Origin of the sequence: Halomonas sp. TG39a (assembly GCF_000744395.1) — a bacterium.
Lineage (GTDB): Bacteria > Pseudomonadota > Gammaproteobacteria > Pseudomonadales > Halomonadaceae > Vreelandella > Vreelandella ventosae_B.
In genome coordinates this window covers 738,792-761,783 of the sequence record NZ_JQLV01000001.1, presented here as the reverse complement: position 1 = coordinate 761,783, position 22,992 = coordinate 738,792, and the positions used below count along the sequence as shown (strand labels likewise).

Sequence of the window (22,992 nt, the reverse complement as noted above, 5' to 3'; positions counted from 1 at the left end):
CCTTACACGTTTGTATTGTGATCCATAACTATGAAGAACGCAAATATTTACCGCCCCTTGGATAGGCTCAGCACGATAATACCGCCGACTACCACGGCTCCCCCGACTAGCTGCCCTGGGCTAAGCATTTGTCCCAGCACGAAATAGCCCAACACCAGGGAGGCCACCGGTTCGATATTCATCACTGGCGCGTTACGCGCCATATCGAGTCGTGGCACAAAAATAAACAGCGTTGAGAACGCCGAACCATACAGCAGCCCGAGCAGCCCAAGCCCCAGCCAGCCGGTACTGTTATCCGGCAGACTCATCCCCCCAGGCACCACACCGGCGATGCCGCCAATGATCATGACGATAAACACCGTTTGCATGGTCAGCAGGCTACGCAATGTGCTGCCCACTCCGGCTAGGCGGTGCTCAGTGACCCATAGCGCGCAGGCAAATACGAAGGCCGCCATTAATCCAAAACCAATCCCCGCGATCCAGCCTGGCCCCATACCATCAGCACTGGCAATCCATGAAGGGATATCCAGCACCACCAGCAAGCCGATTAAAATAGTGCCCATAATCAAACAGCTACGTAGCGTCGGGCGTGGGCCGCCCAATGCCCAACTGAGCAGCGCCAGTTGAATCGGGAAGGTATTGACCAATAGCAGCGCAATCACCACCGGTAGCCTTGCTACCGCCGAGTAGAGGCTAACGCTCTGGATCGCGATCAGCAGACCCACCGCGAGCTGCCACGGCCAAGAACCAGCGGGCAGCCAAAGCCGCTTTCTCTGCACGATGACTAGCGCCACTAAAATCAGGCAGGCAACCCCTGAGCGGGTTAATACCGCCAGCAATAGCCCGGTTCCGTTATCAAACGCCAGCCGCGCGGAGACGTGATTGGCGGCGAACATGGTGGCCACGGTCATCATTAACACAATGGCCAAATGGCGCGGCAGTAGTTTTGGCAGAGAAGGCGCTGACATAGGAACGAAACGGCTCGTTGTAGTGGTTAAGGTGTAAGATGGGTGGCGGTCATGCAGGTCGCTAGAGCCCAGCATGCCTAGCTTTCACATAGAAGGCTAACGAAATCCTAGCGCTGCTTTTCCGCACTGCAGCATGTTATACTAAAGTCCAATGCTTTGCTCACTAACCTCCTAGCGAAAAGGTTTTTATGAACGCACCGGTGCTGGTAATTAACTGCGGTTCCTCCTCTATTAAATACGCGTTGATTGATTCAGACCCTCAGGCACCGCGACTTGAAGGCATAGCTGAACGCCTGAGTAGTGGGGAGGCACGTTTAAAGGGCAAAAACAGTGCCGGTGAACGTTTTACTCAACCACTGCCTGATGCCGACCATACCCAGGCACTTAACGCGATTCTTGAGCGGATGGAGGGCCGCTTACCGACGGCGGTGGGCCATCGCATCGTGCATGGCGGGGAGCACTTCACCCAAGCCGCGCTCATCGACAATAGCGTCATCACCGCGATCGAAACCACCGCAGCGCTCGCCCCCCTTCACAACCCTGCCAACTTAGCAGGCATCGCAGCAACCCAAAACGTATTCCCTGAACTGCCGCAAGTGGCGGTTTTTGATACCGCTTTTCATCAAACCATGCCGCCGCGTGCCTATCGTTACGCGCTGCCTGAAAACCTCTACGCCGAGCATGGTATTCGCCGCTATGGCTTTCATGGCACCAGCCACGCTTACGTTAGTCAGCGGGTGGGCAAACTAAGTAGCCGTGGCACAGGCGGTTGGCTAACCGCCCACTTAGGCAATGGCTGCTCTACCAGCGCGGTGTGGAACAATCAAAGCCAGGATACCAGCATGGGCCTTACCCCTTTGGAAGGCTTGGTGATGGGCACCCGCAGTGGCGATGTTGATCCCGGCCTGCACGCTCACCTGCACCGCCAATTGGGCTGGTCGTTAGACAAAATCGACGACGTGCTCAACAAACACAGCGGCCTACTGGGGCTTTCAGGCTTAACCAACGATATGCGTGAAATTGAAGAGGCCTCCGAACAGGGCCACGCCACTGCACAGCTGGCAGTGGAGGTATTTTGCTACCGGATCGCTAAATCGCTGGCGGGGCTCTCCTGCGCGCTGCCCCAGCTCGATGGGGTTATTTTCACCGGCGGAATCGGCGAAAACTCACCTATCGTGCGCCGTAATGTATTGTCACTGATGCCCCACTTCGGCTTTGCGTTGGATAACGACGCTAACGAAGCCACCATTCGCGGCAAAGAGGGCAAGCTGGATAGCCCTGACCACCAAGGCCCCCAGGTGTGGGTGATCCCTACCGATGAAGAGGGCCGCATTGCCATGGAAACCCGCCACTGCTTAGAGACCCGTGTATGACTGCCCACCCCGACCAGCCACAAGCCATTCTATTAGTGCCCACCAGCCAGGGTGCCGGGCTCACCTCCGCCTGTCTGGGGTTAATTCAAGCGCTGGATACCATCGGCCTGAAAGCCGGGTTTTTAAAGCCGTTTATGCAGAACGAGCTGAACGGCCCGGGGCTGGATCGCTCCACCGCGCTGGTCTCGCGGGCACTTAATCAGCGCCCGCCTTCGCCGATTTCCCAGGCTCGGCTGGAGCGCTTGCTGCGCGACGACCAAACCGATGAGCTCATGGAAAACGCCGTCGAGCTCTATGAACAGGTTGTCCAGCAGGCCCACCGCGATGGCAGCACCTTAGACCTTGTCGTGGTAGAAGGCGTGGTGCCCACCCAACACACCACCTACGCGACGCAAACCAATGCCCAACTCGCCAACGCGCTGAATGCGCGGATTATTCTGGTGGGCACCGGTGACTTAAACGAACCCCAGGCCCTGGCCGACCAGCTGGATATGCACGCCCGCAGCTTTGGTGGGGTTAGCTCCAGCCGCACTCTGGGCGGCATTTTGATGCGCATGAAAAACCTGCCCTACGCTCAGGAAGATGACCTTTCTGCGGCACCGGGCACTTTCAAACCACAGTTGGAAGAGTCGGTGCTCGCCGAGCTACGGCAATACTCTCCGGCCCTGGCGACGGATAAGTTCCACCTGATCGGCGTGGTGCCTTACAGTAAAACACTCAGTGCGCCGCGCACCCTGGATGTAGCCCGAGCGCTCAATGCCAAACTGCTAAACGAAGGCGATGCGGCCAGCCGCCGGGTGCTTTCCACCAGCCTCTGCGCCCGCAGCGCTGCAAATGCGCTGCATATTTTCACCCCTGGCAGCTTGATAGTGGCCTCCGGCGACCGCGACGATGTGGTGCTGGCCTCCGCACTGGCCACCATGAACGGCATTCAATTAGCGGGCGTACTGCTGACTAACGGCTTTATGCCCAACGACAATATGATTGAGATGTGCCGCCCCGCGCTCAAAACGGGCCTGCCTGTTTTGGCGGTAGAGACCGACAGCCTGACCACCGCCCAGCACCTCAGCCAGTTAAGCGGCGAAATTCCCATGGACGATTTCGAGCGCGCCGAACAGGTGGCTCGTTATGTGGCGGCCCATATGGATCTTGAGTGGCTGAAAGCCCACCTAAGCAGCGGTTATACCCGCCGCCTGTCGCCTTCGGCGTTTCGCCACCAGTTGGTGAAACTTGCTCAACTGGCCAAAAAGCGCGTGGTGCTGCCGGAAGGCGATGAGCCGCGCACCGTCGAAGCGGCGATTATCTGCCAGCGCCGCGGCATTGCCGACTGTGTACTACTCGGTAAGCGCGATGATATTGAAAATGTGGCGCGTAACCGCGGGCTGACGCTGCCCAAAGCGCTGACGATTATCGATCCTGAAAGCAGCCGCGCGCGCTATATTGGCCCGATGGTCGAGCGTCGTCGTGGCAAGCTCAACGAACTCACCGCCGAAGCGCAGTTGCAAGACAACGTGGTGCTCGGCACCATGATGCTGCAGCTGGATGAAGTCGACGGCCTCGTCTCTGGGGCAGTACACACCACCGCCAACACCGTGCGTCCCGCGTTCCAGCTGATTAAAACTGCGCCAGAATACAGCCAGGTGTCGTCGATCTTCTTTATGCTGCTGCCCGAACAGGTGGTGGTCTACGGCGACTGCGCGGTGAATCCCGACCCGGACGCCGAAACCCTGGCCGAAATCGCCCTACAAAGCGCCCGCTCCGCGGAGGCCTTTGGTATTGAACCGCGTGTCGCTATGATCAGCTACTCCACCGGTGACTCCGGCACCGGTGCCGATGTGGATAAAGTCCGCGAAGCCACCCGGATTGCTAAACAGCGCGCACCGCACTTAGCCATTGACGGCCCGCTCCAGTACGACGCCGCCGCCATTGAGAGTGTAGGCAAACAAAAAGCGCCCGACTCCCCGGTTGCCGGTAAGGCGACGGTGTTTATTTTCCCCGACCTCAACACCGGCAACACCACCTATAAAGCAGTACAGCGTAGCGCCCGCGTAGTGAGCGTTGGCCCCATGCTTCAAGGGTTGAACAAGCCGGTGAACGACCTTTCCCGAGGCGCACTGGTCGACGATATCGTTTACACCATTGCGCTAACCGCCATTCAGGCCAGTCAGCGGGAAAGCTGAGTTACAGAATTTTTCCCTAGCCAATAAAAACGCCCCGAGCAGATAACTGCTCGGGGCGTTTTATTAACGACTTAACGGTGTGTGAGGCCTAGACCCACATTGGCACCATCGATTCCAGCACCATGACTAAGCTCATCGCGGTGATGGTTAGGATAGAGACGCCAAATACTTTCTTGGCCCAGCGCACATCGTCGTCTAAACGGTAGCCGCGCAGCGCCAGGTAGAGCCAGTAGCCGCCCATGGTCAGCGCCACACACAGATACCCAGCGCCTGCCTGACTGGCCAACCCTAGCGCCAGCGAGGCGGGAATAAACGCCACAATGTAGCCAAGGATATGGTGTTTGGCCATTTTCACCCCGCGCACTACCGGCAACACCGGAATCGATGCCCGTTGATAATCAGCGTAGCGGAAGATCGCAATGGCATAGGAGTGCGGCATCTGCCACAGGCAGAAAATCACCAGTAGCATGATCGCACCGCTGTCGAACTGACCGGTCACGGCGCAGTAGCCAACCACCGGCGGCATGGCGCCGGAGAGGCTGCCTACCAAGGTGCCGTACTCCGAGCGGCGCTTCATATAGAGGCTATAAAGCCCCACATACACGCCCCAGCCAATCACCGCCAAGGCAACGGTTAGCCCATTGGTGCCCAGCGCCAGGCACACCACCCCCGATACACCCAGCAGCGCCGAAACGCCCAGTGCCTGGGTAATAGAGATGCTGCCTCTTACCAGAGGGCGATGGCGCGTACGCGCCATCAATGCATCAATATCGCGGTCAATAACGTTGTTACACGCACAGCCTGACGCGATGATTAATGCAATCCCCACCATGACCGAGACAAAGCTGAGCCACTCGAACTGCCCCTGGGCGGCGAGAAAATAGCCCCCCAGGGTGGCAATCAGGTTGCCGCCGATAATGCCCGGCTTGGTCAGCTCGAGCAGATCCCGCCAGCGGCTGGGCGCTGAGATTAGCCGATCATCATGTTGAGATGCAGATGCTGCATGATCCACAGCGAGCCTCCTACCACTAGGACGAGAATCGTCAGTGTGAAGACGAAGGACATCAGATTCCAGCCCTCGTCGGCTTTGGTACTCATATGCATAAACATGACCAGTTGCACCAGTATCTGCAACACCGCGGTCACGGCTATCACAATCACGGTAGCCAATACGCTAAAAGCGCCACTCATCACCACCGCAAAAGGGATAATGGTCAGTATCAGCGACAATACCAGTCCTGTCACATACGACTTAACGCTGCCATGGGCATTGGTTGAACTTGCACTCATCTCACAACACTCCCATCAGATAGACGAATGAGAAGACACAGATCCAGACAATATCGAGGAAGTGCCAGAACAGGCTTAGGCACAAAATCCTCGGCCGGGTCATATCGTTCAACCCTTTGGTCGACAGCTGTACCAACATGACCAAAATCCAGATCATGCCAAACGTAACGTGCAACCCGTGAGTACCTACTAGGGTAAAGAAGGCCGATAAAAAGCCGCTACGGTCCGGACCGTACCCTTCATGGATCAGATGCTGGAATTCATAGACTTCCATCCCCAGGAAGCACAAGCCCAGTAGAAAGGTAATAATCAGCCACACTTTCACTTGGCCAACACGGTTGGCATGCATTGCCAAAACGCCCATACCGAAGGTGAAACTACTGATCAGCAGTGCAAAGGTTCCGAAAAGGATCAAAGGTAATTCAAAGATATCAGCGCCGGTTGGCCCACCCGCCGTGCCTTTCATCAGCACGGCGTAAGTGGCGAACAGTGACCCGAAGATCACCAAATCGCTCATTAAGTAGACCCAGAAACCAAATAGCTTCGTGCCCGAAGCATCGTGATGCTCATGAGGCTCGGCCGTTGCGCCGTGATGTAACGTATCGGTTGCCATTACGCTTGCGCCTCCACGCGTTGTTGATGCTCACGTTCGATTCGCTCAACTTCAGCAGCGGGAACGTAGTAGTCGATATCGTCGTTAAATACCCGTGCCATAAAGCTGATGAATACACCCACGGCGCCGACGCCGGCTAACCACCAGATATGCCACACCAGGGCGAAACCGATGACCAGCGCAAAGAAGCTGATAACTGGCCCGGCCACGGTATTACGCGGCATATGAATATCGGTATAGGGGGCTTCTTCAAGCTGCTCTTCGCTACGCTGCTTTTGCGACCAGAAGCTGTCGATATCGCCCACTTCCGGTAGACGTGCAAAGTTGTAGAACGGCGCTGGAGAAGAGGTTGACCACTCCAAGGTGCGGCCGTTCCAGGGGTCGCCGGTGACATCAGCGTTCTGTTTGCGGTCGCGAATACTCACCCAGAACTGGATGATGGTGCAGACAATGCCCAGCATAATGATTACCGCGCCTACCCAAGCCAGAATCATCCACGGTTGCCATTCGGGGTTGGCGTAGGACTGCATGCGGCGTACGGCACCAAAGAAGGCCAGTACGTAAAGCGGCATAAAGGCGACGTAGAAGCCAATAAACCAGCACCAGAACGAACGCTTGCCCCACTTTTCGTTCAAAGTGAAACCGAACGCTTTGGGGAACCAATAGGTAAGCCCCGCCATCATGCCGAACACCACGCCGCCGATAATAACGTTGTGGAAGTGCGCAATAACGAACAGGCTGTTATGCAACACAAAGTTAGCTGCGGGCACCGCCAGCATAACGCCGGTCATACCGCCTAGGGTAAAGGTGATAATAAAGCCCAGCGTCCATAGCACCGGCGAAGTGAGTTCCAGGCTGCCGCGGAACATGGTGAACAGCCAGTTGAACACTTTCACCCCGGTAGGAATGGCGATGATCATTGTCATAATGCCGAAGAAGGCGTTGACGTTGGCGCCCGCCCCCATGGTGAAAAAGTGGTGCAACCAAACCACAAACGAGAGCAAGGTGATCGAAATGGTCGCCCACACCATGGTGGCGTAGCCGAACAGCCGCTTACGGGCAAAGGTCGCAATCACTTCAGAGAACACGCCGAAGGCTGGCAGAATCAGGATATAAACTTCCGGGTGGCCCCAGGCCCAGATGAGATTGACGTACATCATCATGTTGCCGCCAAAATCATTGGTAAAGAAGTGCATGCCCAAATAGCGGTCCAGCGTTAGCAGTGCGATGGTCGCGGTCAAAATTGGGAAGGAAGCAATGATCAGCACGTTGGCGCACAGCGATGTCCAGGTGAAGATCGGCATGCGGAACATCGTCATGCCTTTGGTGCGCATTTTAATGATGGTCACGAAAAAGTTAATACCGGTCAGCGTGGTGCCTATACCGGATATCTGCAACGCCCATATCCAGTAGTCGACCCCCACCCCGGGACTAAACTCGATCCCCGATAACGGCGCGTAAGCGAGCCAGCCGGTTTTGGCGAATTCGCCCACCACCAGCGAGATATTGACCAGTATCGCGGAGACCGCAAACAGCCAAAAGCTTAAGTTATTCAGGAAAGGGAAAGCAACGTCGCGGGCACCAATTTGCAGCGGCACCACCAGGTTCATCAAGCCGATGACCATGGGCATGGCGACAAAGAAGATCATAATCACGCCGTGGGCGGTAAAGATCTGGTCGTAGTGCTCGGGGGGTAAATAGCCCGCTGCATCCCCGGCGGCCATCGCCAGCTGGGTGCGCATCATTATCGCATCCGAGAAGCCGCGCAGCAGCATCACCAGGGCGACGATGAAATACATAATGCCGAGCTTTTTGTGGTCAACGGAGGTAAACCACTCGTTCCACAGCCAGCCCCACTTACGGTAATAGGTGATTAAACCAAACAGTGCGATCCCACCAATGGCCATAAAGGCCGCGACGACCATGATGATCGGCTCGTGGTAGGGAATTGACTCTAACGTGAGTTTTCCAAACACGGCTTAACCTCCCACTTCTACGCTAGAGGAATGGCTGCGCATGGCATTATCCTGACTAGCATGGTTGTTAGTGACATGACCTGATTCGGCCGCGTGATCGGCAGTCTTCTCATTTTCGCCATCGTGGGAGTCAGCATGATCGCCGCCCATCTGATGCTCGCCGCCGGTATGGAAGCTTCGTAAGATGCTTTCATACAGCGATGGTGAGATGGCTGAGAAGTACTCAACCGGATTCGATTCGCTAGGTTCCGCCAACGCTTCATAACCTTCTGGGTAGGTCAGCGTTTGTGGAGCAGCGCGTACCGTTTCCACCCAGGCGTCAAAATCCTCGGGGTTGGTCACCTTGGCTTCAAAGGTCATGCCAGAGAAGCCTGCGCCACTGTAGTTGGTGGAACGACCAGGGTAGCTACCAATTTCATCGGCGATGAGATGGACATCGTTATCCATGCCCGCCATGGCATAAATCTGGCTGCCAAGATGGGGGATAAAGAAAGCGTTCATCACTGAGCCTGAGCTGACCCGAAAGCGCACCGGTGTATCTACCGGAAAGGCCACTTCGTTAACACTGGCAATACCCTGCTCGGGGTAGATAAACAGCCACTTCCAATCAAGCGCCACCGCCTGTATTTCGATCGGCGCCACATCGCTTTCCAGCGGTTTGTGGGGATCAAGGCTATGGGAGGTCTTCCAGGTCAACAGGGCGAGCACCGCGATAATCGCACAGGGCACGATCCACACCACCGCTTCAATCACGTTGGAGTGCGCCCAATCAGGCGTGTATTTAGCCAGGCTATTACTACGCCGGTAACGCCAGCCAAACAGCAGCGTCATGACAATCACAGGAATAACTACAATCAACATTAGGCCAAAGGCGGTCAGAATCAGTGTGCGCTGCTCAGCGCCAATCTGGCCTTTTGGGTCTAGCAGCGCTGAACTACAGCCTGCTAGAAACAGACACAGCGCAAGAAGCACTAGCGTGCCTCGCCTGCGCCAAAGTGAGCGTCGTTGCATGGTGTGATCTCGTCAGAGGTTGTTTAAAACACTAGCTAGCCATGTCGCCCTTCTACATAGCAGGCTAACTACCACCCCATACTCTTCCCAAAACATGCTCTGCATGACGCTCTTGAAAACGTGCTAGGAAAACGCTCTCAAGGACAGTGCACACGTGACGCTGGGCGCCATTGCTCCGGGAAAAATATGCGTCGCCGGATGGGAATTGGCGACGAGCCTCGCTGGCCTAAGCACTAAAGGCTTAAGCAGTTAAGACTAAAGTATTTTCTATTGATCGAGATCATGAAAGAAGTGGCGCATTGCCGCACCCCAGGTATTGACTGCTATGAGCCCCCTCGCCATCGGTGACCACCACATCAAAATCGTCCAGGGCGGCGAAATAAGCCGGGCGCACCACGCCGAACTTGCTGGCATCTACCACTAACAGGCGCTGCATAGCGGTGGCAATGGCCGCTTGTTTCGGTGCCACTTCGTGAAAGTGGAAACAGCTTACCCCCCGCTCTAAATCCACCCCCGCCGCAGATATCAACGCTTTATTAATGCCTAAACGTTCGATAGCGGCGGCCATATTGTCGCTGCCAAATGATTGTGAGGCGGGATAAAATAACCCACCCAGCAGCACCAAACGCACGTTGGGGAGTGCGGCGACGGCATTGGCGACGTTAAGCGCATAGGTCACTACCGTCAGCTCATTAAAATGGCTTAATTGGCTCAACAGCGGCATCAGCGTTGAGCCGCAGTCAATAAACAGCGTATCGCCCTCTTCAATAAAGGCGAGTGCTCGCTGGCACAGGCGATGCTTCGCCTGGTAGTGGCTGGCCTGCTGCTCGGTTAGGTCATAAATAGGCGTGACGCCGGGGTAATTCGCCATCACTAAGCGCCCCCCCAGCAGGCTAATGGCGGAGACCTGGGTTGTTAGGTCGCGGCGGATGGTCATTTCGGAAACATCGCACAGCTCTGCTGCATCGCGCAGATGAAGAGTACCGCCACTGGCAAGCGCTTCCTGAAGTTTGGCAAGGCGCTGAGCGCTACGGCCATTCATGGTGGGCATCTCCTGACAAACCCCTCTTGTTGTGTTTTTCGCAACGACAGCATCGGTGTTGCGTCAATTTCTATGCTGAGCGAGCTGCGGCGTAATTTCCACTGCTACGACGGCTATTGATACTATTAGTGCCACAGTGAGAGCCATATGACATTTAAATAGCGTTGATGTGACAATACTTGCAAATCAACGTTAGAAAAATAACACTAAATGTTATAATTTTAACATTAACGCCAGCCCGCACAATTACAACCCTCGGATAGCCACACCCAAATGGCTCCGCGATAACCTTGTTGAGGCTTTTATGACAGTTCGTACACACTCTCACTCTTCTCGCTCCTCGTCTTTTGTCGCGCTTAGCGCTGGCGTAACGGGCGTATTGACGACGATGCTCACCACACCGCTAATGGCAGATGATGCTCAGCCCCATCCGCTTGATCGGCTGTGGTCATTCGCCAACGTCTCGGTCAACTATCTGGACTGGTCGAACGGCACCGAAGCGCGCACCGCTTCCAATGCGGCTAAAAGCGACTTTATGTTTCTCGAAATCGAAGGCGGCGCTGGCTTTAGCTGGGGCGAGTTTTATGGCTTCTTTGATTTCGAGAACCCCACCAACGACCAGTTTGATGAATCCAGCGGCGGCAAGGACAACTTCCGCACCGCAGGTAAAGTGACCTCGCACATTTATCTGGGCGATAGCCCGCTGTCGATTTATGCCCACCTGTATGACTTCCGCGATTACGGTTATAACAGCCGCGAGCAGGATCAGATTCTGGGCCTGGGCTACCGCACTACCTTCGACAATGGTCTGTGGTTTAAACCCTTTATCGGGGCGGCGCGGGTACAAAGTAATAGCTATACCGGCATGAACGGCTATATGGCAGGCTGGGTCGCGGGTTATGATTTCACCGCGCTCAACCAGAATTTCAGCGTCACCAACTGGCACGAACAGACGTTTGGCCGTGACGATGAGTATCTGGAACAGAACTACGTGGGCGATACAGCAGGCAGTGTAGGCACCAACGGTGCACTGAGCCTGTGGTGGCATCCGAGCGATTTGATCACCACCGGTATTCAGTATCGCTACTCTGACAACAAGTTGGGTACCCCCAACAATTATCAGAATGCGATGATTTACTCCGTCAAGCTCAACTTACTTTAAACGCGTTACTGTCTATAAAAACGTTACTTACGCGCTGACGCGAAGGATCCCCATATGACACTCCTTATGAGCTTGGTGGGTATGGTCACTCTGGTGGCCATTGCCCTGATCTTCTCTTATGACCGTAAATCGATCCGGCTGCGTACCGTGCTGGGCGCCTTTGCTATCCAGGCGGGTATCGGTGCCTTTGTACTTTACGTGCCGTTTGGCCAAGCGGTGCTGCAGGCCATTTCGTCCGGTGTTAGCCAAATATTGGTGTATGCCAACGACGGTATCGGCTTTCTGTTCGGTGGTTTAGCGGATGTTGATAACGTCGGCTTTGTATTTGCGATCAAAGTACTCCCCGTCATTATCTTCTTCTCGTCGCTAATTGCCGTGCTTTATTACATCGGCATTATGCAGTGGGTGATTCGTATCCTGGGTGGCGCCCTGCAAAAAGCGCTGGGCACCTCACGCACGGAATCACTCTCCGCAACGGCAAATATTTTCGTCGGCCAGACCGAAGCACCGCTAGTGGTGCGCCCGTTTATCGCCCGCATGACGCCATCGCAACTTTTTGCCGTTATGTGTGGTGGTCTGGCGTCGGTCGCCGGTTCAGTATTGGCGGGCTACGCCGCGCTGGGGATTCCCATGGAGTACCTGGTAGCGGCCTCCTTTATGGCGGCACCGGGCGGGCTGCTGTTCGCCAAGCTGATCATGCCGGAAACCCAAGACGTAACCGATAGCGACAGCGTTTCCAAGGTGGAAGAAGAGATTGACGCCCAGGAAGATAAACCTGCCAATGTGCTAGATGCTGCGGCATCGGGCGCCACCTCGGGTTTAATGCTGGCCGCCAACGTGGGTGCGATGCTGCTGGCATTTATCGCCCTGATTGCCCTGATCAACGGCATCCTGGGTGGCATTGGCGGCTGGGTGGGCTTTGACTCGCTGAGCCTGGAGCTGATCTTGGGCTGGTTGTTTGCTCCACTCGCCTTCCTGTTGGGTGTACCCTGGGAAGAAGCGACCCTGGCGGGCTCATTCATTGGCCAAAAACTGGTGGTCAACGAATTTGTCGCTTACATCAATTTAGCCCCCTACATTGACGGGGAACAAGTTGTTGCCGCCACGGGTCAGTTAATGACACCGCACACTATGGCGATCCTCTCTTTTGCGCTGTGTGGCTTTGCTAACCTCTCCTCCATTGCGATTCTGCTGGGCGGTTTAGGTAGCATTGCCCCCACGCGTCGTAAAGAGATTGCCCGCTTTGGTGTCAAAGCCGTGCTGGCCGGTACACTATCCAACTTGATGTCGGCCTCGATTGCTGGCTTCTTTATTGCGCTAAGTGGCGCGTCTGCATAGCGCTTGCCATTGCTAGCGCAGTGACGGCTACTTAACGCATCGGGCACTGCGGTTTTATCCGCAGTGCCCGTTTTTATCTTTTACTGATTTGTGAGAACTCCATGACTGCGACTGCCTCCCCTCATATCGTCCAAGCCGCCCGACAGGCACTCACCCTCATGGACCTGACGAGCCTGAACGACAGCGACACTGACAGCACCATCGAGGCGCTTTGCCAGCAGGTGAAAACGCCTTTCGGCAATCCAGCCGCGGTCTGCGTCTACCCGCAGTTTATCGTTACTGCCCAGCGCGCGCTTACCGCGCATAAACTCGATAACCAAGTTAAAATTGCCACGGTCACCAACTTCCCCAACGGCGACGACGACATTATGGCCGCCGCCCGTGAAACCCGCGATGCGGTTGCCTCCGGCGCCCATGAAGTTGATGTGGTCTTTCCCTACCGCGCGTTGATGGCAGGCGACGAAGAGACCGGCCTTGAGTTGGTTGAAATGTGCAAAGCCGCCTGTGCTGGCCAAGCGCTGCTCAAAGTGATTATTGAGTCCGGCGAGCTTAAAGAGCCCGAGCTGATTAAACGCGCCAGCGAACTCGCTATTGAAGGCGGCGCTGATTTTATTAAAACCTCGACCGGCAAAGTAGCCGTTAACGCTACGCTGGAAGCCGCTGAGATCATGTTAAGAGCCATCAAGGCCAGCGGCCAAGATGTTGGTTTTAAAGCGGCGGGTGGCGTCAAAACTGCCGAAGACGCGGCAGCATATCTGGCCCTTGCCAACAACATTATGGGCCCAGGCTGGGCAACGCCCGCGCACTTCCGCTTTGGAGCTTCCAGCCTGCTGGGCAATCTGCTGGCAACGTTGACCGGCAATACCAACGCCGCCGCCACAGACGGAGGTTACTAATGGCTGCCAACACGACTAAACACGCCCTGCTCCCCCAGGAACTGATTCGCCTTAAGCGTGATAACCAGCCGTTGCCGGCTGAAGAGATCAAAGCCTTTGTGCAAGGCATTGCCGATGATCGCATTAGCGACGCACAAATTGGCGCTTTCACCATGGCGGTGTTTCTTAACGGCATGAGCCGTGAAGAAGTCGTGGCGCTGACTACCGCCACCCGCGACTCCGGTCATGTGATGCAGTGGAGCGACCTGAACCTGCCCGGCCCGATTGTCGATAAGCACTCCACTGGCGGTGTAGGCGACTTGGTCTCGCTGGTGCTTGGCCCCTGGGTCGCCGCCTGCGGCGCCTTTGTACCGATGATTTCTGGCCGCGGCCTGGGACACACCGGCGGCACGCTGGATAAGCTTGAATCGATCCCCGGCTACGACCCCTACCCTGCGCCAGAGCGTTTCCGCGAGGTGGTGAAATCCACCGGCGTGGCGATTATCGGCCAGACCGGGGATCTTGCCCCTGCCGATAAGCGCATTTACGGCGTGCGGGACGTCACCGCCACGGTAGAGTCTATTCCGCTGATTACCGCCTCTATCCTGGGCAAAAAGCTCGCTTCAGGCCTGGACGCGCTGGTCATGGACGTTAAAGTCGGCAGCGGCGCTTTTATGCCCACGCCGGAAAAATCCCGCGAGCTGGCAAAAAGCATCGCCAATGTGGCCACCCAAGCGGGCACGCCCACAACTGCCCTGCTCACCGACATGAGCCAACCGCTGGCCCCCTGCGCCGGTAACGCCGTTGAAATCGTCGAGACCTTGGCGCTACTGCGCGGCGACCGCCCCAACAGCCGCGTGATGCAAGTCACCCGCGAGCTGGCGGTAGAGATGCTGATCGCTGGCAAGCTGGCTGGCTCACGTGAAGAAGCACTAACTAAGCTTGAGAAAGCGCTGACCTCCGGCGCTGCCGCGGAAGTATTCGCCCGCATGGTGCGCGAACTTGGCGGCCCCAGCGACTTTATGGAGCGCTCAGATCACTACCTGGCCAAAGCCGACGTGATTAAACCCGTGTATGCCGAGCAATCGGGTGTCGTCCAGAGTATCGATACCCGCGCCGTGGGCATGAGCGTGGTGGAACTGGGTGGTGGCCGCCTGCGTAACGATGCCAGCGTCGATCACAGCGTCGGTTTCACCGACATCGTCGAAATCGGTGAGAGCGTGGATAGCCAGCGGCCCATTGCCATGGTGCACGCCCGCAGTGACGCCGCCGCCGAGCGCGCCGCCGAACAGCTGCGTGCAGCGTTTACAATTGGCGAAGGTGCCGCCAACGCCGACACCCTGCTACAAGACACTTTCCGTGGAGAAGCCTTATGAGCCGCGCGATTGTACTGGTACTTGACTCCTTTGGGATTGGCGCCGCCCCGGATGCCGCGACCTTCGGCGATGAAGGCTCCGATACCCTGGGCCATATCGCCGCCGCATGCGCCCGTGGCGAGGCGGATAACGCCAACCGCTCAGGCCCGCTCAAGCTGCCCAACATGGCCAAGTTGGGGCTATTTCACGCCCACCGCGATGCCACGGGCAGCGTTGCCGAAGGCGTCACGCTGCCGGAAAGCCTGGAAGGCGCTTACGCCCACGCCAAAGAAATTTCCAGCGGCAAAGACACCCCCTCCGGCCACTGGGAAATTGCCGGCGTACCAGTACGCTTTGACTGGGGTTACTTTCTGGATAAAACCGACAGCTTCCCCCTTGAGCTGCTCGACGCCATTGTTCAGGAAGCCGACCTCACTGGGGTGATTGGCAACTGCCACGCCTCCGGTACCGAGATCATCGCCCGCCTGGGTGAAGAGCACATCGCCACCGGCAAGCCAATTGTTTACACCTCGGCGGATTCGGTCTTTCAGATCGCCGCTCACGAAGAGCATTTCGGCCTTGAGCGGCTTTATAAGCTGTGCGAAACCGTCCGCGAGCTGCTGGAGCCTTATAACATTGGCCGCGTCATTGCGCGTCCGTTTATTGGCGAAGACAGCAACACCTTCGCCCGCACCGGCAACCGCCGCGACTATAGCGTTGAGCCACCGGCACCGACCGTGCTGCAAAAGCTTGATGATGCCGGTGGCGAAGTGGTCTCGATTGGAAAAATTGCCGACATCTACGCCCACTGCGGCATTACTCACAAGGTAAAAGCCAGCGGCCACGATGCACTGATGGACGCCACGCTCAACGAGATCGAGCGCACCAGCCAGCGCGGCTTTGACAAGAAAAATCAGGGCGAGCGCGCCATGATCATGACCAACTTTGTCGATTTTGACTCGGTCTATGGCCACCGCCGGGATGTGCCGGGCTACGCTGCCGCACTAGAAGATTTCGACGCCCAGCTACCTAAGCTGCTGGCTGCGCTAAGCGAAGATGATCTGCTGATTCTCACCGCCGACCACGGCTGCGACCCCAGCTGGCACGGCACCGAGCACACCCGCGAGTACATCCCCATTCTGGTACATGGCCCCGGCTTTACCCCCGGCTCGCTGGGTGAGCGCGGCACCTTTGCCGATATTGGCCAAACCCTGGCCGACTTTTTCCTGCTTCCGGCCATGGCCGATGGCACAAGCTTTCTACCTGACGCTGCTTAAAGGCGAGCGCCGCTTAAAGGAGACCTTTGATGGCAACCCCACATATCAACGCTGCCCCCGGTGATTTTGCCGATACCGTACTGATGCCCGGTGACCCGCTGCGCGCCAAGTACATTGCCGACACCTACCTGGAGAATGTTCGCCAGGTCAACGACGTGCGCAATATGTTTGGTTATACCGGCACCTATAAAGGCCGCGAGATTTCCGTGATGGGCCACGGCATGGGCATTCCGTCGGTCTCCATCTATGCCAAAGAGCTGATCACCGACTACGGCGTAAAATCGCTAATTCGCGTGGGCTCCTGCGGCGCGGTACGCGACGACGTCAACGTGCGCGATGTGGTCATCGGCATGGGCGCCAGCACCGATTCAAAAGTTAACCGTATGCGCTTCAACGACCACGACTTCGCCGCCATCGCAGACTTTGAGCTGACCCAGCACGCCGTTGCTGCCGCCAAAGCCAAAAAAGTGCCAGTCAAAGTCGGCAACATCTTCTCAGCGGACTTGTTCTACAACCCGCAAACCGAAATGGCTGAAATGCTTAAGCGCTACGGCATTGTCGGCGTCGAGATGGAAGCTGCTGGTCTATACGGCGTCGCCGCCGAGTTTGGCGCCCGCGCCATGACCATCTGCACCGTATCGGATCACATCCTGAAAGGCGACTCGCTCTCCAGCGCAGACCGTCAAACTACCTTTGACGACATGATGCTGATTGCTTTGGACACCGTGTTACGCGACGACGCTGCCCGCGCTTGAAGCGCTGACATGGCCTAAAGCAAGGTTCTTCTTCGCTCAGTATGGAATTATCTCTACCAGCCTGATAGTTGCACCCGTGGGAGGTAGCTTTAGCTCGCGACCGCTTAGGCTGCCAGCCTGACAACACCGGGGTACCTTCGGCACCCTTCGCCCGCTGGAAGCGGCCTCCCACAATTAGCTTCCAGCCTGATAGTTGCACCTGTGGGAGATGACGAAGAACCAAAAGGAAAAATGATGGAACAGGTATCAGAAGAGATCGTTCAGAAGTTATTCAGCGCCCGGGCTAACGCCTATGTGCCCTACTCCGCGCATCCGGTGGCATCAGTGATGGTGACTCCCGATGGTCAGCAGTTTGCGGGCACCAATGTGGAAGTGGCGCACTACAAAGGCCTGTGTGCCGAAGCCTCGGCCATTTCCGCCATGATCACCGCAGGGCAACGCCAGTTAGCCTCCGTCTACGTCATGGGCCCAGGCGATCACTTATGCACGCCCTGCGGCGATTGCCGTCAGCGCATCCGCGAGTTCGCCACGCCAGAAACGCAAATCAAGGTGCTATCCGGCGGCGGCGAACTACTGAAAACCTACACCATGGAAGCCCTGCTACCCGATGGTTTTGGGCCAGAGCAGCTGCCGCCGCGCTAACTCGTTTCCCGTAGCACCAGCGCCACCGGCAGCGATACGTGCCGGGGCGCTTCTCCCGCCCTTGCTTCTGCCAGTAGTGCCATGCTCGTCGCCGCTATCTCAGCAATATTCTGCCGTACGGTGGTGAGCCCAGTGGCGAGGGTGGGCAGGTCATCAAACCCCGTTACTGCGACCTGAACAGGCACTTCAATGCCGCGGTCTTCCAGCGCGGCCACACAGCCCAACGCTAGTTCGTCGGTGGCGCATACCAGCGCATCAAAAGGCAGTGGTTGAGTGCCCTCTTCGTCTAAATAGCGATTTAGATAGCGATAGCTGTTAAGGGAGTCTGACGCTAGGCGGTGCGGTAGGCTGATCAAGCGTTCGGCAAGCCCTGCCTCTTCCAACGCACGCCGGTATCCTTCCAAACGGCTATGGGGACGCGGCACCTCTAGCTCACCGCCCATAAAGGCCAGCCGCTGGCGGCCCTGGGTAATGAGGTGGTGCGTTATTTCATACAGACCCTGCCTATCGTCTGGGGAGACGGAAAAGCCTTCCCCGGCGTCACCTATGCGTACAAAAGGAATCGCAGCGGCCTTAAGCAGCGCTGGGCGCTCATCGTCTGGGGCTTCACCAAGCAAAATGGCCGCCCCCGCGCGTTCGGGTAATTCAGCGGTTTGCTGGTGATTAAAGAACACCGGCACCATACCCTGCTGATGAAGGGCCACGGTAAGGTGTTGGTAGAGCAAAATATAGTAAGGACGCAGTTCGATATCCTGTCGCCCCAGTGATATGCCCACTACCGCCGTTTTGCCGCTGATGAGCTGGCGCGCGGCAGCACTGGGCTGGTAAGCAACCTCGCGGCTAATCGCCAAAATCCTCTCACGCAGGTTATCGCTGAGCCCCGGTTTGCCATTTAGGGCTCGACTCACGGAGGCAATTGATACTTCGGCCCGCCGGGCAATTTCTCGGATGGTGGCCGTTTGGGCGTTTTGTTTGCTCTTTATCACCGAATCTCTCACCGGCTATTTCCCGCCCTATTTTTCACCTGGAATGCCTCCAGTGTGCCGAAAAACGCCCGGCGTTGCGACGCTGATTACACTGCAATTTCCAGACTGCGATCTTCCTGACTGGATATAACGCAGGCATCAAGAACGGTTTGGATCGCCGCCCCTCGGGCAAAGTCCGGCTGGTCGTTTTCACCACTGCGAATGCTTTCCACAAAACGCTGATAGATACTGGGTGTTGGCGGTGCCTTCACTGTGCTCCAGCGCGCCGGGTGAACGTCATCGTCCAAACACACCTGCACGTTCTCTTTTGAGGCATCTAAATCGATTCGAATAGCACCTTTATCGCCGTGTACGCTCAGGGTTAGCGAGTTATGGTGCCCCGTCGCCCAGCGGGTGGCTTGAATGGTGCCCTTGGCCCCATTGGCAAAGGTCACTCGCATTAGCGCGGTATCGTTGGCATCCAATAGATAATCGCCGATGCGGTTATTCGGGGCTTTTTCAAAGCAGGTCAGTTCGCAGTTCACGCGACTAATATCACCGACCGGGAAGCTGGCGAAATCGACAATATGCACACCCACATCGCCCAATACGCCTTTGCTGCCATGGGCTTCCGAAAGCCGCCAAAGCCACTGACTCTCCTGATCCCAGCGCCCCCACTCATTGCTGACCAACCAACTTTGCCGGTAGCTGGCATCTACGTGGCGAACTTGACCAATCGCCCCAGCGGTAATCAGTGCACGAGCGTGCTGAATGGCCGGCGCATCGCGATAGCTAAAATTGACCATATTGATGACCTTGGCGGCCTGCGCCGCTTGGGCCATTTCATGAGCATCATCCGCATTCGTCGCCAGCGGCTTTTCGCACAGAATGTGCTTACCTGCGGTGATCGCGGCCAGTGACGTGCGCTTATGAACACCATCCGGCGTGACGTTGCTAACGGCTTGGATATCCTTCCGCGCCAGCATAGTCTTCAGGTCGTCATACGCATCGGCGATACCATAACGGCCAGCAAAATCACGGGCCTTGGCCAGCTCCATATCGCACACCGCCACCACTTCCACTCCCTCGATCCGGCTAAAGTGCTTGGCGTGTTCCCCCGCCATACTGCCAGCGCCAATAATCGCCAAGCGGATCATTTGAAGCCCCCTTCGCCGGGTTTATGCAGCCCTTCGCCTTTGATTTCCACCGGGTTGGGGGCCTGATCGGCAGGAATATTGGGGCAGCTGTCGATCCACCGGGAGCCTTCCGGGCGCGCCCATTTCACAGCGTTCTTCAGTACCGTTTTCACCTGTGCGTCGTAGTAGATTGGGTAGGTTTCGTGACCAGGGCGGAAGTAGAAAATCTTGCCGTTGCCGCGTTTGTAGGTCAGCCCTGAACGGAATACCTCACCACCCTCAAAAGCACTGATAAAGACCACTTCATCGGGGTTGGGTACCGCAAACGGCTCGCCGTACATTTCGGTGTGCGGCAGTTCGATATAGTCGCCCAGGCCCTGCACAATAGGGTGACCAGGGTTAACGACCCATAGCCGCTCGCGCTCTCCCGCTTCCCGCCACTTGAGCGAGCAGGTGGTGCCCATCAGACGTTTGAAGATTTTTGCGTAGTGCCCAGAGTGCAGCACAATTAGCCCCATACCCTGCAACACGCGCGCCTGCACGCGGTCGACGGTTTCCTCAAGCACATCGCCATGGGCAGCGTGGCCCCACCACAGCAGCACGTCGGTATTGTCGAGGAACTCGTCACTTAACCCCTGTTCAGGGTCTTGCAGAGTGACAGCACGGGCATTGAGCCCTTCAGCTTCGTTTAGCCCTTCGGCGATGCAGTGATGCATACCATCAGGATAAATTCTTGCTACAACTTCATTGGTTTGCTCGTGAACGTTTTCACCCCACACGGTGACGTTAATGGTCATATTTTCTCCTTAGCCATAGCGGCCTAACAGCGTAAAAACGGCTTTAAGTGACACCCAAGGTACAAAGTAAACGTTTACTATAAATACGTAAACGTTTACTTTTCTACATCTTTAGTCGCTATCCCCACCTCGACTATGTAGACCATCACTATTGGCATCGCGCCGAGGTTATCCGTATTCTGAAACGCTACCTCACGCTTTAGCGTGGCTAACAATGCGTGTTTAATTATTTGCTTCTAACAACAGGCTGTTCCACGACAGGCTGTTTCTAAAAACAGGAGAACGCCATGGCTGGTTTACTGCCCAACGTCGACCCCGACGGCTTGCTTGAGTACTCGGTGGTCTACACAGACCGCTCGCTGAATCACATGTCGCAGCAGTTTCAAGGTGTGATGCGGGATATTTCCGCCACGCTGAAAGAGGTGTACAACGCCCATGCAGCGGTCATCGTGCCCGGCAGCGGCACCTTTGGCATGGAAGCGGTGGCGCGCCAGTTTGCCCTTGACCAGAAAACCCTGGTCATTCGTAACGGCTGGTTCAGCTACCGCTGGACGCAAATTATCGAGATGGGCCGTTTAACCGATCAGCACAAGGTACTTAAGGCGCGGCGCCTGAATGGCGATGACCCTCGCTCGCCTTTTCAGCCGGTTCCCATTGATGAGGCCGTCGCGCAAATTCGTAGCGAAAAGCCTGCCGTTGTGTTCGCCCCGCAAGTCGAAACCTCTGCTGGTTTGCTGCTTCCGGATGACTATATTCAAGCGCTCGCCGAAGCCACTCACGAGGTAGGTGGCATGTTTGTGCTGGATGCCATTGCCGCGGGCACTCTGTGGGTGGATATGCAGACACTCGGGATTGATGTGGTAGTAAGCGCGCCGCAAAAAGGCTGGAGCGGTTCGCCCTGCTGCGCCATGGTAATGCTCTCAGAACGCGCCACACAGCGCTTAAGTGAGACCCAGAGCAACAGCTTTGCCTGTGATTTGGGCAAGTGGCACAGCATTATGCAGGCCTACGAAAATGGCGGGCACGCCTACCACGCCACCATGCCTACCGATGCACTGCGGCAGCTAAGGGACATTATGCAGGAGACCCGCGCTTACGGCTTTGCCAAGGTAAAAGAGGAGCAGCAGGCGATTGGCCGGGAAGTCCGCGCCATGCTTAAACGCCACGGTTTTGTGAGCGTTGCTGCGGAAGGTTTTGAGGCCCCGGGGGTAGTAGTGTGCTATAGCGACGATAGCGGCTTAGTGGGCAAACTTGCCCAGGCGGGCGTGCAAGTGGCGGGAGGCGTACCGCTGATGTGCGATGAAGGCGATAACTTCCAAACCTTCCGCATAGGTCTATTTGGCCTCGATAAACTGCATCACACAGAGCGCAGTGTGAATAGCTTGGAGCAGGCGATTAAAGCAGTGGTTTAAGAGCGTGTTGAAGAGAGTGCTTAAGAGAGCAAGGAAGGAAAAGCCCGCTATTTTAATAGCGGGCTTAAAGTCACATATAGCCCACGCCCCGCGGCATCATACCCAGATGGTTTTCGACTTGGGTAACCCCAGGTACGTTTTCCGCAGCGACGGTCACCGCTTGCTTCTGCTCAAGCGATTCGACCAGCCCCCATACCTCCACAGCACCGCCATCCACAATCACGCTAATACCTTCAACCTGTACGCCGGCATTATTCTCAACCTCGTTAAGAATAGCCTCGCGAATTTGCCGATCATTCGTGGGTGACTGGGTCGGCGCCACCGCCGCATTGGCAATACCTTGTAGCAGGTTTGCACGGCTGACGATGCCCACCAGTTTACCTTCACGCAGCACAGGCACCCGCTTGATATGGTGTTTTTCCAACATGCGCGCAATGGTGTGCAGCGGCGTGTTCTCTTCGACGGTCATTGGATTCGGGGTCATGACCTCGTGGGCTTTACGACCATGGGACTTAACGTAGTCGCCAGCATCCTTGCCGCCGGTAAACAGCGATAACCACCAGGAGTCGCGATGGTCACCGTCGCCTTTTACCCGGCGCATTAAATCGCCTTCACTGACAATGCCAATCACCTGGTGAGCCTCATCCACTACGGGAACGGCACTGATGCGGTGACTGAGCAACAACTGGGCAATTTCTCGCACTTCAGTATCAGGCCCCACACTCACCACTTTGGGGGTCATAATATCGATAGCTTGCATGGTTCTACTCCTTGCGCTCAACCCTTAAAGACTGGGCCGCAGATGCAGGTTAGTCTGCCTGTACT

The 22,992-nt window shown here is 56.5% G+C and carries 21 protein-coding genes; 10 read left to right on the top strand and 11 right to left on the bottom strand.

Features of this window, described 5'->3' with window-relative positions; translation table 11 throughout:
- Positions 1 to 47: 47 nt before the first annotated feature.
- Entirely contained in the window at positions 48 to 968 is a 921-nt protein-coding gene (locus U738_RS03280) for an EamA family transporter (protein ID WP_035583121.1), read from the bottom strand.
- 188 nt (positions 969 to 1,156) lie between these two features.
- Here U738_RS03280 and U738_RS03275 point away from each other — a divergent pair, with 188 nt between their 5' ends.
- Positions 1,157 to 2,341: an acetate/propionate family kinase gene (locus tag U738_RS03275; RefSeq protein WP_035577280.1), complete on the top strand. Its 1,185-nt coding sequence runs from the start codon at positions 1,157 to 1,159 to the stop codon at positions 2,339 to 2,341.
- Positions 2,338 to 4,521 carry a phosphate acetyltransferase gene (pta, locus tag U738_RS03270; RefSeq protein ID WP_035577278.1) on the top strand — a complete coding sequence of 728 codons (2,184 nt, stop codon included), beginning with the start codon at positions 2,338 to 2,340 and terminating at the stop codon, positions 4,519 to 4,521. Before U738_RS03275 ends, pta begins: the two co-directional genes overlap by 4 nt.
- Positions 4,522 to 4,609: 88 nt before the next feature.
- On the opposite strand, the gene cyoE is transcribed toward pta, so the two are convergent.
- From cyoE to U738_RS03240, 6 genes are all read right to left on the bottom strand, one after another.
- Entirely contained in the window at positions 4,610 to 5,533 is a 924-nt protein-coding gene (cyoE, locus tag U738_RS03265) for a heme o synthase (protein ID WP_009287204.1), read from the bottom strand.
- Entirely contained in the window at positions 5,491 to 5,811 is a 321-nt protein-coding gene (gene cyoD, locus U738_RS03260; protein ID WP_022520636.1) for a cytochrome o ubiquinol oxidase subunit IV, read from the bottom strand. Before cyoD ends, cyoE begins: the two co-directional genes overlap by 43 nt.
- Position 5,812: 1 nt before the next feature.
- Positions 5,813 to 6,424 (bottom strand): cytochrome o ubiquinol oxidase subunit III, encoded by a 612-nt coding sequence (gene cyoC, locus U738_RS03255; RefSeq protein WP_035577276.1) that lies wholly within the window; start codon positions 6,422 to 6,424, stop codon positions 5,813 to 5,815.
- Positions 6,424 to 8,400, bottom strand: a complete 1,977-nt coding sequence (gene cyoB / locus U738_RS03250) for a cytochrome o ubiquinol oxidase subunit I (RefSeq protein WP_009287202.1) — start codon at positions 8,398 to 8,400, stop codon at positions 6,424 to 6,426. The genes cyoC and cyoB overlap by 1 nt, the downstream gene beginning before the upstream one ends.
- A 3-nt stretch (positions 8,401 to 8,403) precedes the next feature.
- Positions 8,404 to 9,411, bottom strand: a complete 1,008-nt coding sequence (gene cyoA, locus U738_RS03245) for a ubiquinol oxidase subunit II (RefSeq protein ID WP_009287201.1) — start codon at positions 9,409 to 9,411, stop codon at positions 8,404 to 8,406.
- A gap of 280 nt (positions 9,412 to 9,691) precedes the next feature.
- Positions 9,692 to 10,453 (bottom strand): DeoR/GlpR family DNA-binding transcription regulator, encoded by a 762-nt coding sequence (locus tag U738_RS03240; RefSeq protein ID WP_035577274.1) that lies wholly within the window; start codon positions 10,451 to 10,453, stop codon positions 9,692 to 9,694.
- Positions 10,454 to 10,841: 388 nt separating this feature from the next.
- On the opposite strand from U738_RS03240, the gene U738_RS03235 reads away from it, so the two are divergent.
- From U738_RS03235 to cdd, 7 genes are all read left to right on the top strand, one after another.
- Positions 10,842 to 11,615 (top strand): outer membrane protein OmpK, encoded by a 774-nt coding sequence (locus U738_RS03235; protein ID WP_442905699.1) that lies wholly within the window; start codon positions 10,842 to 10,844, stop codon positions 11,613 to 11,615.
- Between the two features lie 54 nt (positions 11,616 to 11,669).
- Positions 11,670 to 12,953 (top strand): NupC/NupG family nucleoside CNT transporter, encoded by a 1,284-nt coding sequence (locus U738_RS03230; protein WP_035577272.1) that lies wholly within the window; start codon positions 11,670 to 11,672, stop codon positions 12,951 to 12,953.
- Positions 12,954 to 13,054: 101 nt separating this feature from the next.
- Complete coding sequence (gene deoC / locus U738_RS03225; RefSeq protein WP_035577270.1) at positions 13,055 to 13,849, top strand: deoxyribose-phosphate aldolase; 795 nt, start codon at positions 13,055 to 13,057, stop codon at positions 13,847 to 13,849.
- Positions 13,849 to 15,204 carry a thymidine phosphorylase gene (deoA, locus tag U738_RS03220; protein ID WP_035577268.1) on the top strand — a complete coding sequence of 452 codons (1,356 nt, stop codon included), beginning with the start codon at positions 13,849 to 13,851 and terminating at the stop codon, positions 15,202 to 15,204. The genes deoC and deoA overlap by 1 nt, the downstream gene beginning before the upstream one ends.
- A complete protein-coding gene (locus U738_RS03215) occupies positions 15,201 to 16,460 on the top strand; it encodes a phosphopentomutase (protein WP_035577266.1) in 1,260 nt (419 codons plus the stop codon). The genes deoA and U738_RS03215 overlap by 4 nt, the downstream gene beginning before the upstream one ends.
- Before the next feature lie 29 nt (positions 16,461 to 16,489).
- Complete coding sequence (gene deoD, locus U738_RS03210) at positions 16,490 to 17,215, top strand: purine-nucleoside phosphorylase (protein ID WP_035577264.1); 726 nt, start codon at positions 16,490 to 16,492, stop codon at positions 17,213 to 17,215.
- 234 nt (positions 17,216 to 17,449) lie between these two features.
- Positions 17,450 to 17,857: a cytidine deaminase gene (gene cdd, locus U738_RS03205; protein WP_035577262.1), complete on the top strand. Its 408-nt coding sequence runs from the start codon at positions 17,450 to 17,452 to the stop codon at positions 17,855 to 17,857.
- On the opposite strand, the gene U738_RS03200 is transcribed toward cdd, so the two are convergent.
- The 3 genes from U738_RS03200 to U738_RS03190 form a co-directional block, all read right to left on the bottom strand.
- A complete protein-coding gene (locus U738_RS03200; protein ID WP_035577260.1) occupies positions 17,854 to 18,843 on the bottom strand; it encodes a LacI family DNA-binding transcriptional regulator in 990 nt (329 codons plus the stop codon). The two genes, cdd and U738_RS03200, sit on opposite strands and share 4 nt — an antisense overlap.
- An 86-nt stretch (positions 18,844 to 18,929) precedes the next feature.
- Positions 18,930 to 19,979 (bottom strand): Gfo/Idh/MocA family protein, encoded by a 1,050-nt coding sequence (locus tag U738_RS03195; RefSeq protein ID WP_035577258.1) that lies wholly within the window; start codon positions 19,977 to 19,979, stop codon positions 18,930 to 18,932.
- Positions 19,976 to 20,755 carry a ThuA domain-containing protein gene (locus U738_RS03190; protein ID WP_035577256.1) on the bottom strand — a complete coding sequence of 260 codons (780 nt, stop codon included), beginning with the start codon at positions 20,753 to 20,755 and terminating at the stop codon, positions 19,976 to 19,978. Before U738_RS03190 ends, U738_RS03195 begins: the two co-directional genes overlap by 4 nt.
- A 287-nt stretch (positions 20,756 to 21,042) precedes the next feature.
- Here U738_RS03190 and U738_RS03185 point away from each other — a divergent pair, with 287 nt between their 5' ends.
- Positions 21,043 to 22,167, top strand: coding sequence for an aminotransferase class V-fold PLP-dependent enzyme (locus tag U738_RS03185; RefSeq protein ID WP_035577255.1), 1,125 nt, complete (start codon positions 21,043 to 21,045; stop codon positions 22,165 to 22,167).
- Positions 22,168 to 22,237: 70 nt separating this feature from the next.
- On the opposite strand, the gene U738_RS03180 is transcribed toward U738_RS03185, so the two are convergent.
- Positions 22,238 to 22,927 carry a CBS domain-containing protein gene (locus U738_RS03180; RefSeq protein ID WP_035577253.1) on the bottom strand — a complete coding sequence of 230 codons (690 nt, stop codon included), beginning with the start codon at positions 22,925 to 22,927 and terminating at the stop codon, positions 22,238 to 22,240.
- Positions 22,928 to 22,992 lie beyond the last annotated feature (65 nt).

What these genes read in the sequence shown, in the direction of transcription:
- U738_RS03280 (WP_035583121.1), bottom strand. Translation starts at nt 968, where the DNA reads ATGTCAGCGCCTTCTCTGCCAAAACTACTGCCGCGCCATTTGGCCATT.
- U738_RS03275 (WP_035577280.1), top strand. Translation starts at nt 1,157, where the DNA reads ATGAACGCACCGGTGCTGGTAATTAACTGCGGTTCCTCCTCTATTAAA.
- pta (WP_035577278.1), top strand. Translation starts at nt 2,338, where the DNA reads ATGACTGCCCACCCCGACCAGCCACAAGCCATTCTATTAGTGCCCACC.
- cyoD (WP_022520636.1), bottom strand. Translation starts at nt 5,811, where the DNA reads ATGAGTGCAAGTTCAACCAATGCCCATGGCAGCGTTAAGTCGTATGTG.
- cyoC (WP_035577276.1), bottom strand. Translation starts at nt 6,424, where the DNA reads ATGGCAACCGATACGTTACATCACGGCGCAACGGCCGAGCCTCATGAG.
- cyoA (WP_009287201.1), bottom strand. Translation starts at nt 9,411, where the DNA reads ATGCAACGACGCTCACTTTGGCGCAGGCGAGGCACGCTAGTGCTTCTT.
- U738_RS03240 (WP_035577274.1), bottom strand. Translation starts at nt 10,453, where the DNA reads ATGAATGGCCGTAGCGCTCAGCGCCTTGCCAAACTTCAGGAAGCGCTT.
- U738_RS03235 (WP_442905699.1), top strand. Translation starts at nt 10,842, where the DNA reads ATGCTCACCACACCGCTAATGGCAGATGATGCTCAGCCCCATCCGCTT.
- U738_RS03230 (WP_035577272.1), top strand. Translation starts at nt 11,670, where the DNA reads ATGACACTCCTTATGAGCTTGGTGGGTATGGTCACTCTGGTGGCCATT.
- deoC (WP_035577270.1), top strand. Translation starts at nt 13,055, where the DNA reads ATGACTGCGACTGCCTCCCCTCATATCGTCCAAGCCGCCCGACAGGCA.
- deoA (WP_035577268.1), top strand. Translation starts at nt 13,849, where the DNA reads ATGGCTGCCAACACGACTAAACACGCCCTGCTCCCCCAGGAACTGATT.
- U738_RS03215 (WP_035577266.1), top strand. Translation starts at nt 15,201, where the DNA reads ATGAGCCGCGCGATTGTACTGGTACTTGACTCCTTTGGGATTGGCGCC.
- deoD (WP_035577264.1), top strand. Translation starts at nt 16,490, where the DNA reads ATGGCAACCCCACATATCAACGCTGCCCCCGGTGATTTTGCCGATACC.
- cdd (WP_035577262.1), top strand. Translation starts at nt 17,450, where the DNA reads ATGGAACAGGTATCAGAAGAGATCGTTCAGAAGTTATTCAGCGCCCGG.
- U738_RS03195 (WP_035577258.1), bottom strand. Translation starts at nt 19,979, where the DNA reads ATGATCCGCTTGGCGATTATTGGCGCTGGCAGTATGGCGGGGGAACAC.
- U738_RS03190 (WP_035577256.1), bottom strand. Translation starts at nt 20,755, where the DNA reads ATGACCATTAACGTCACCGTGTGGGGTGAAAACGTTCACGAGCAAACC.
- U738_RS03185 (WP_035577255.1), top strand. Translation starts at nt 21,043, where the DNA reads ATGGCTGGTTTACTGCCCAACGTCGACCCCGACGGCTTGCTTGAGTAC.
- U738_RS03180 (WP_035577253.1), bottom strand. Translation starts at nt 22,927, where the DNA reads ATGCAAGCTATCGATATTATGACCCCCAAAGTGGTGAGTGTGGGGCCT.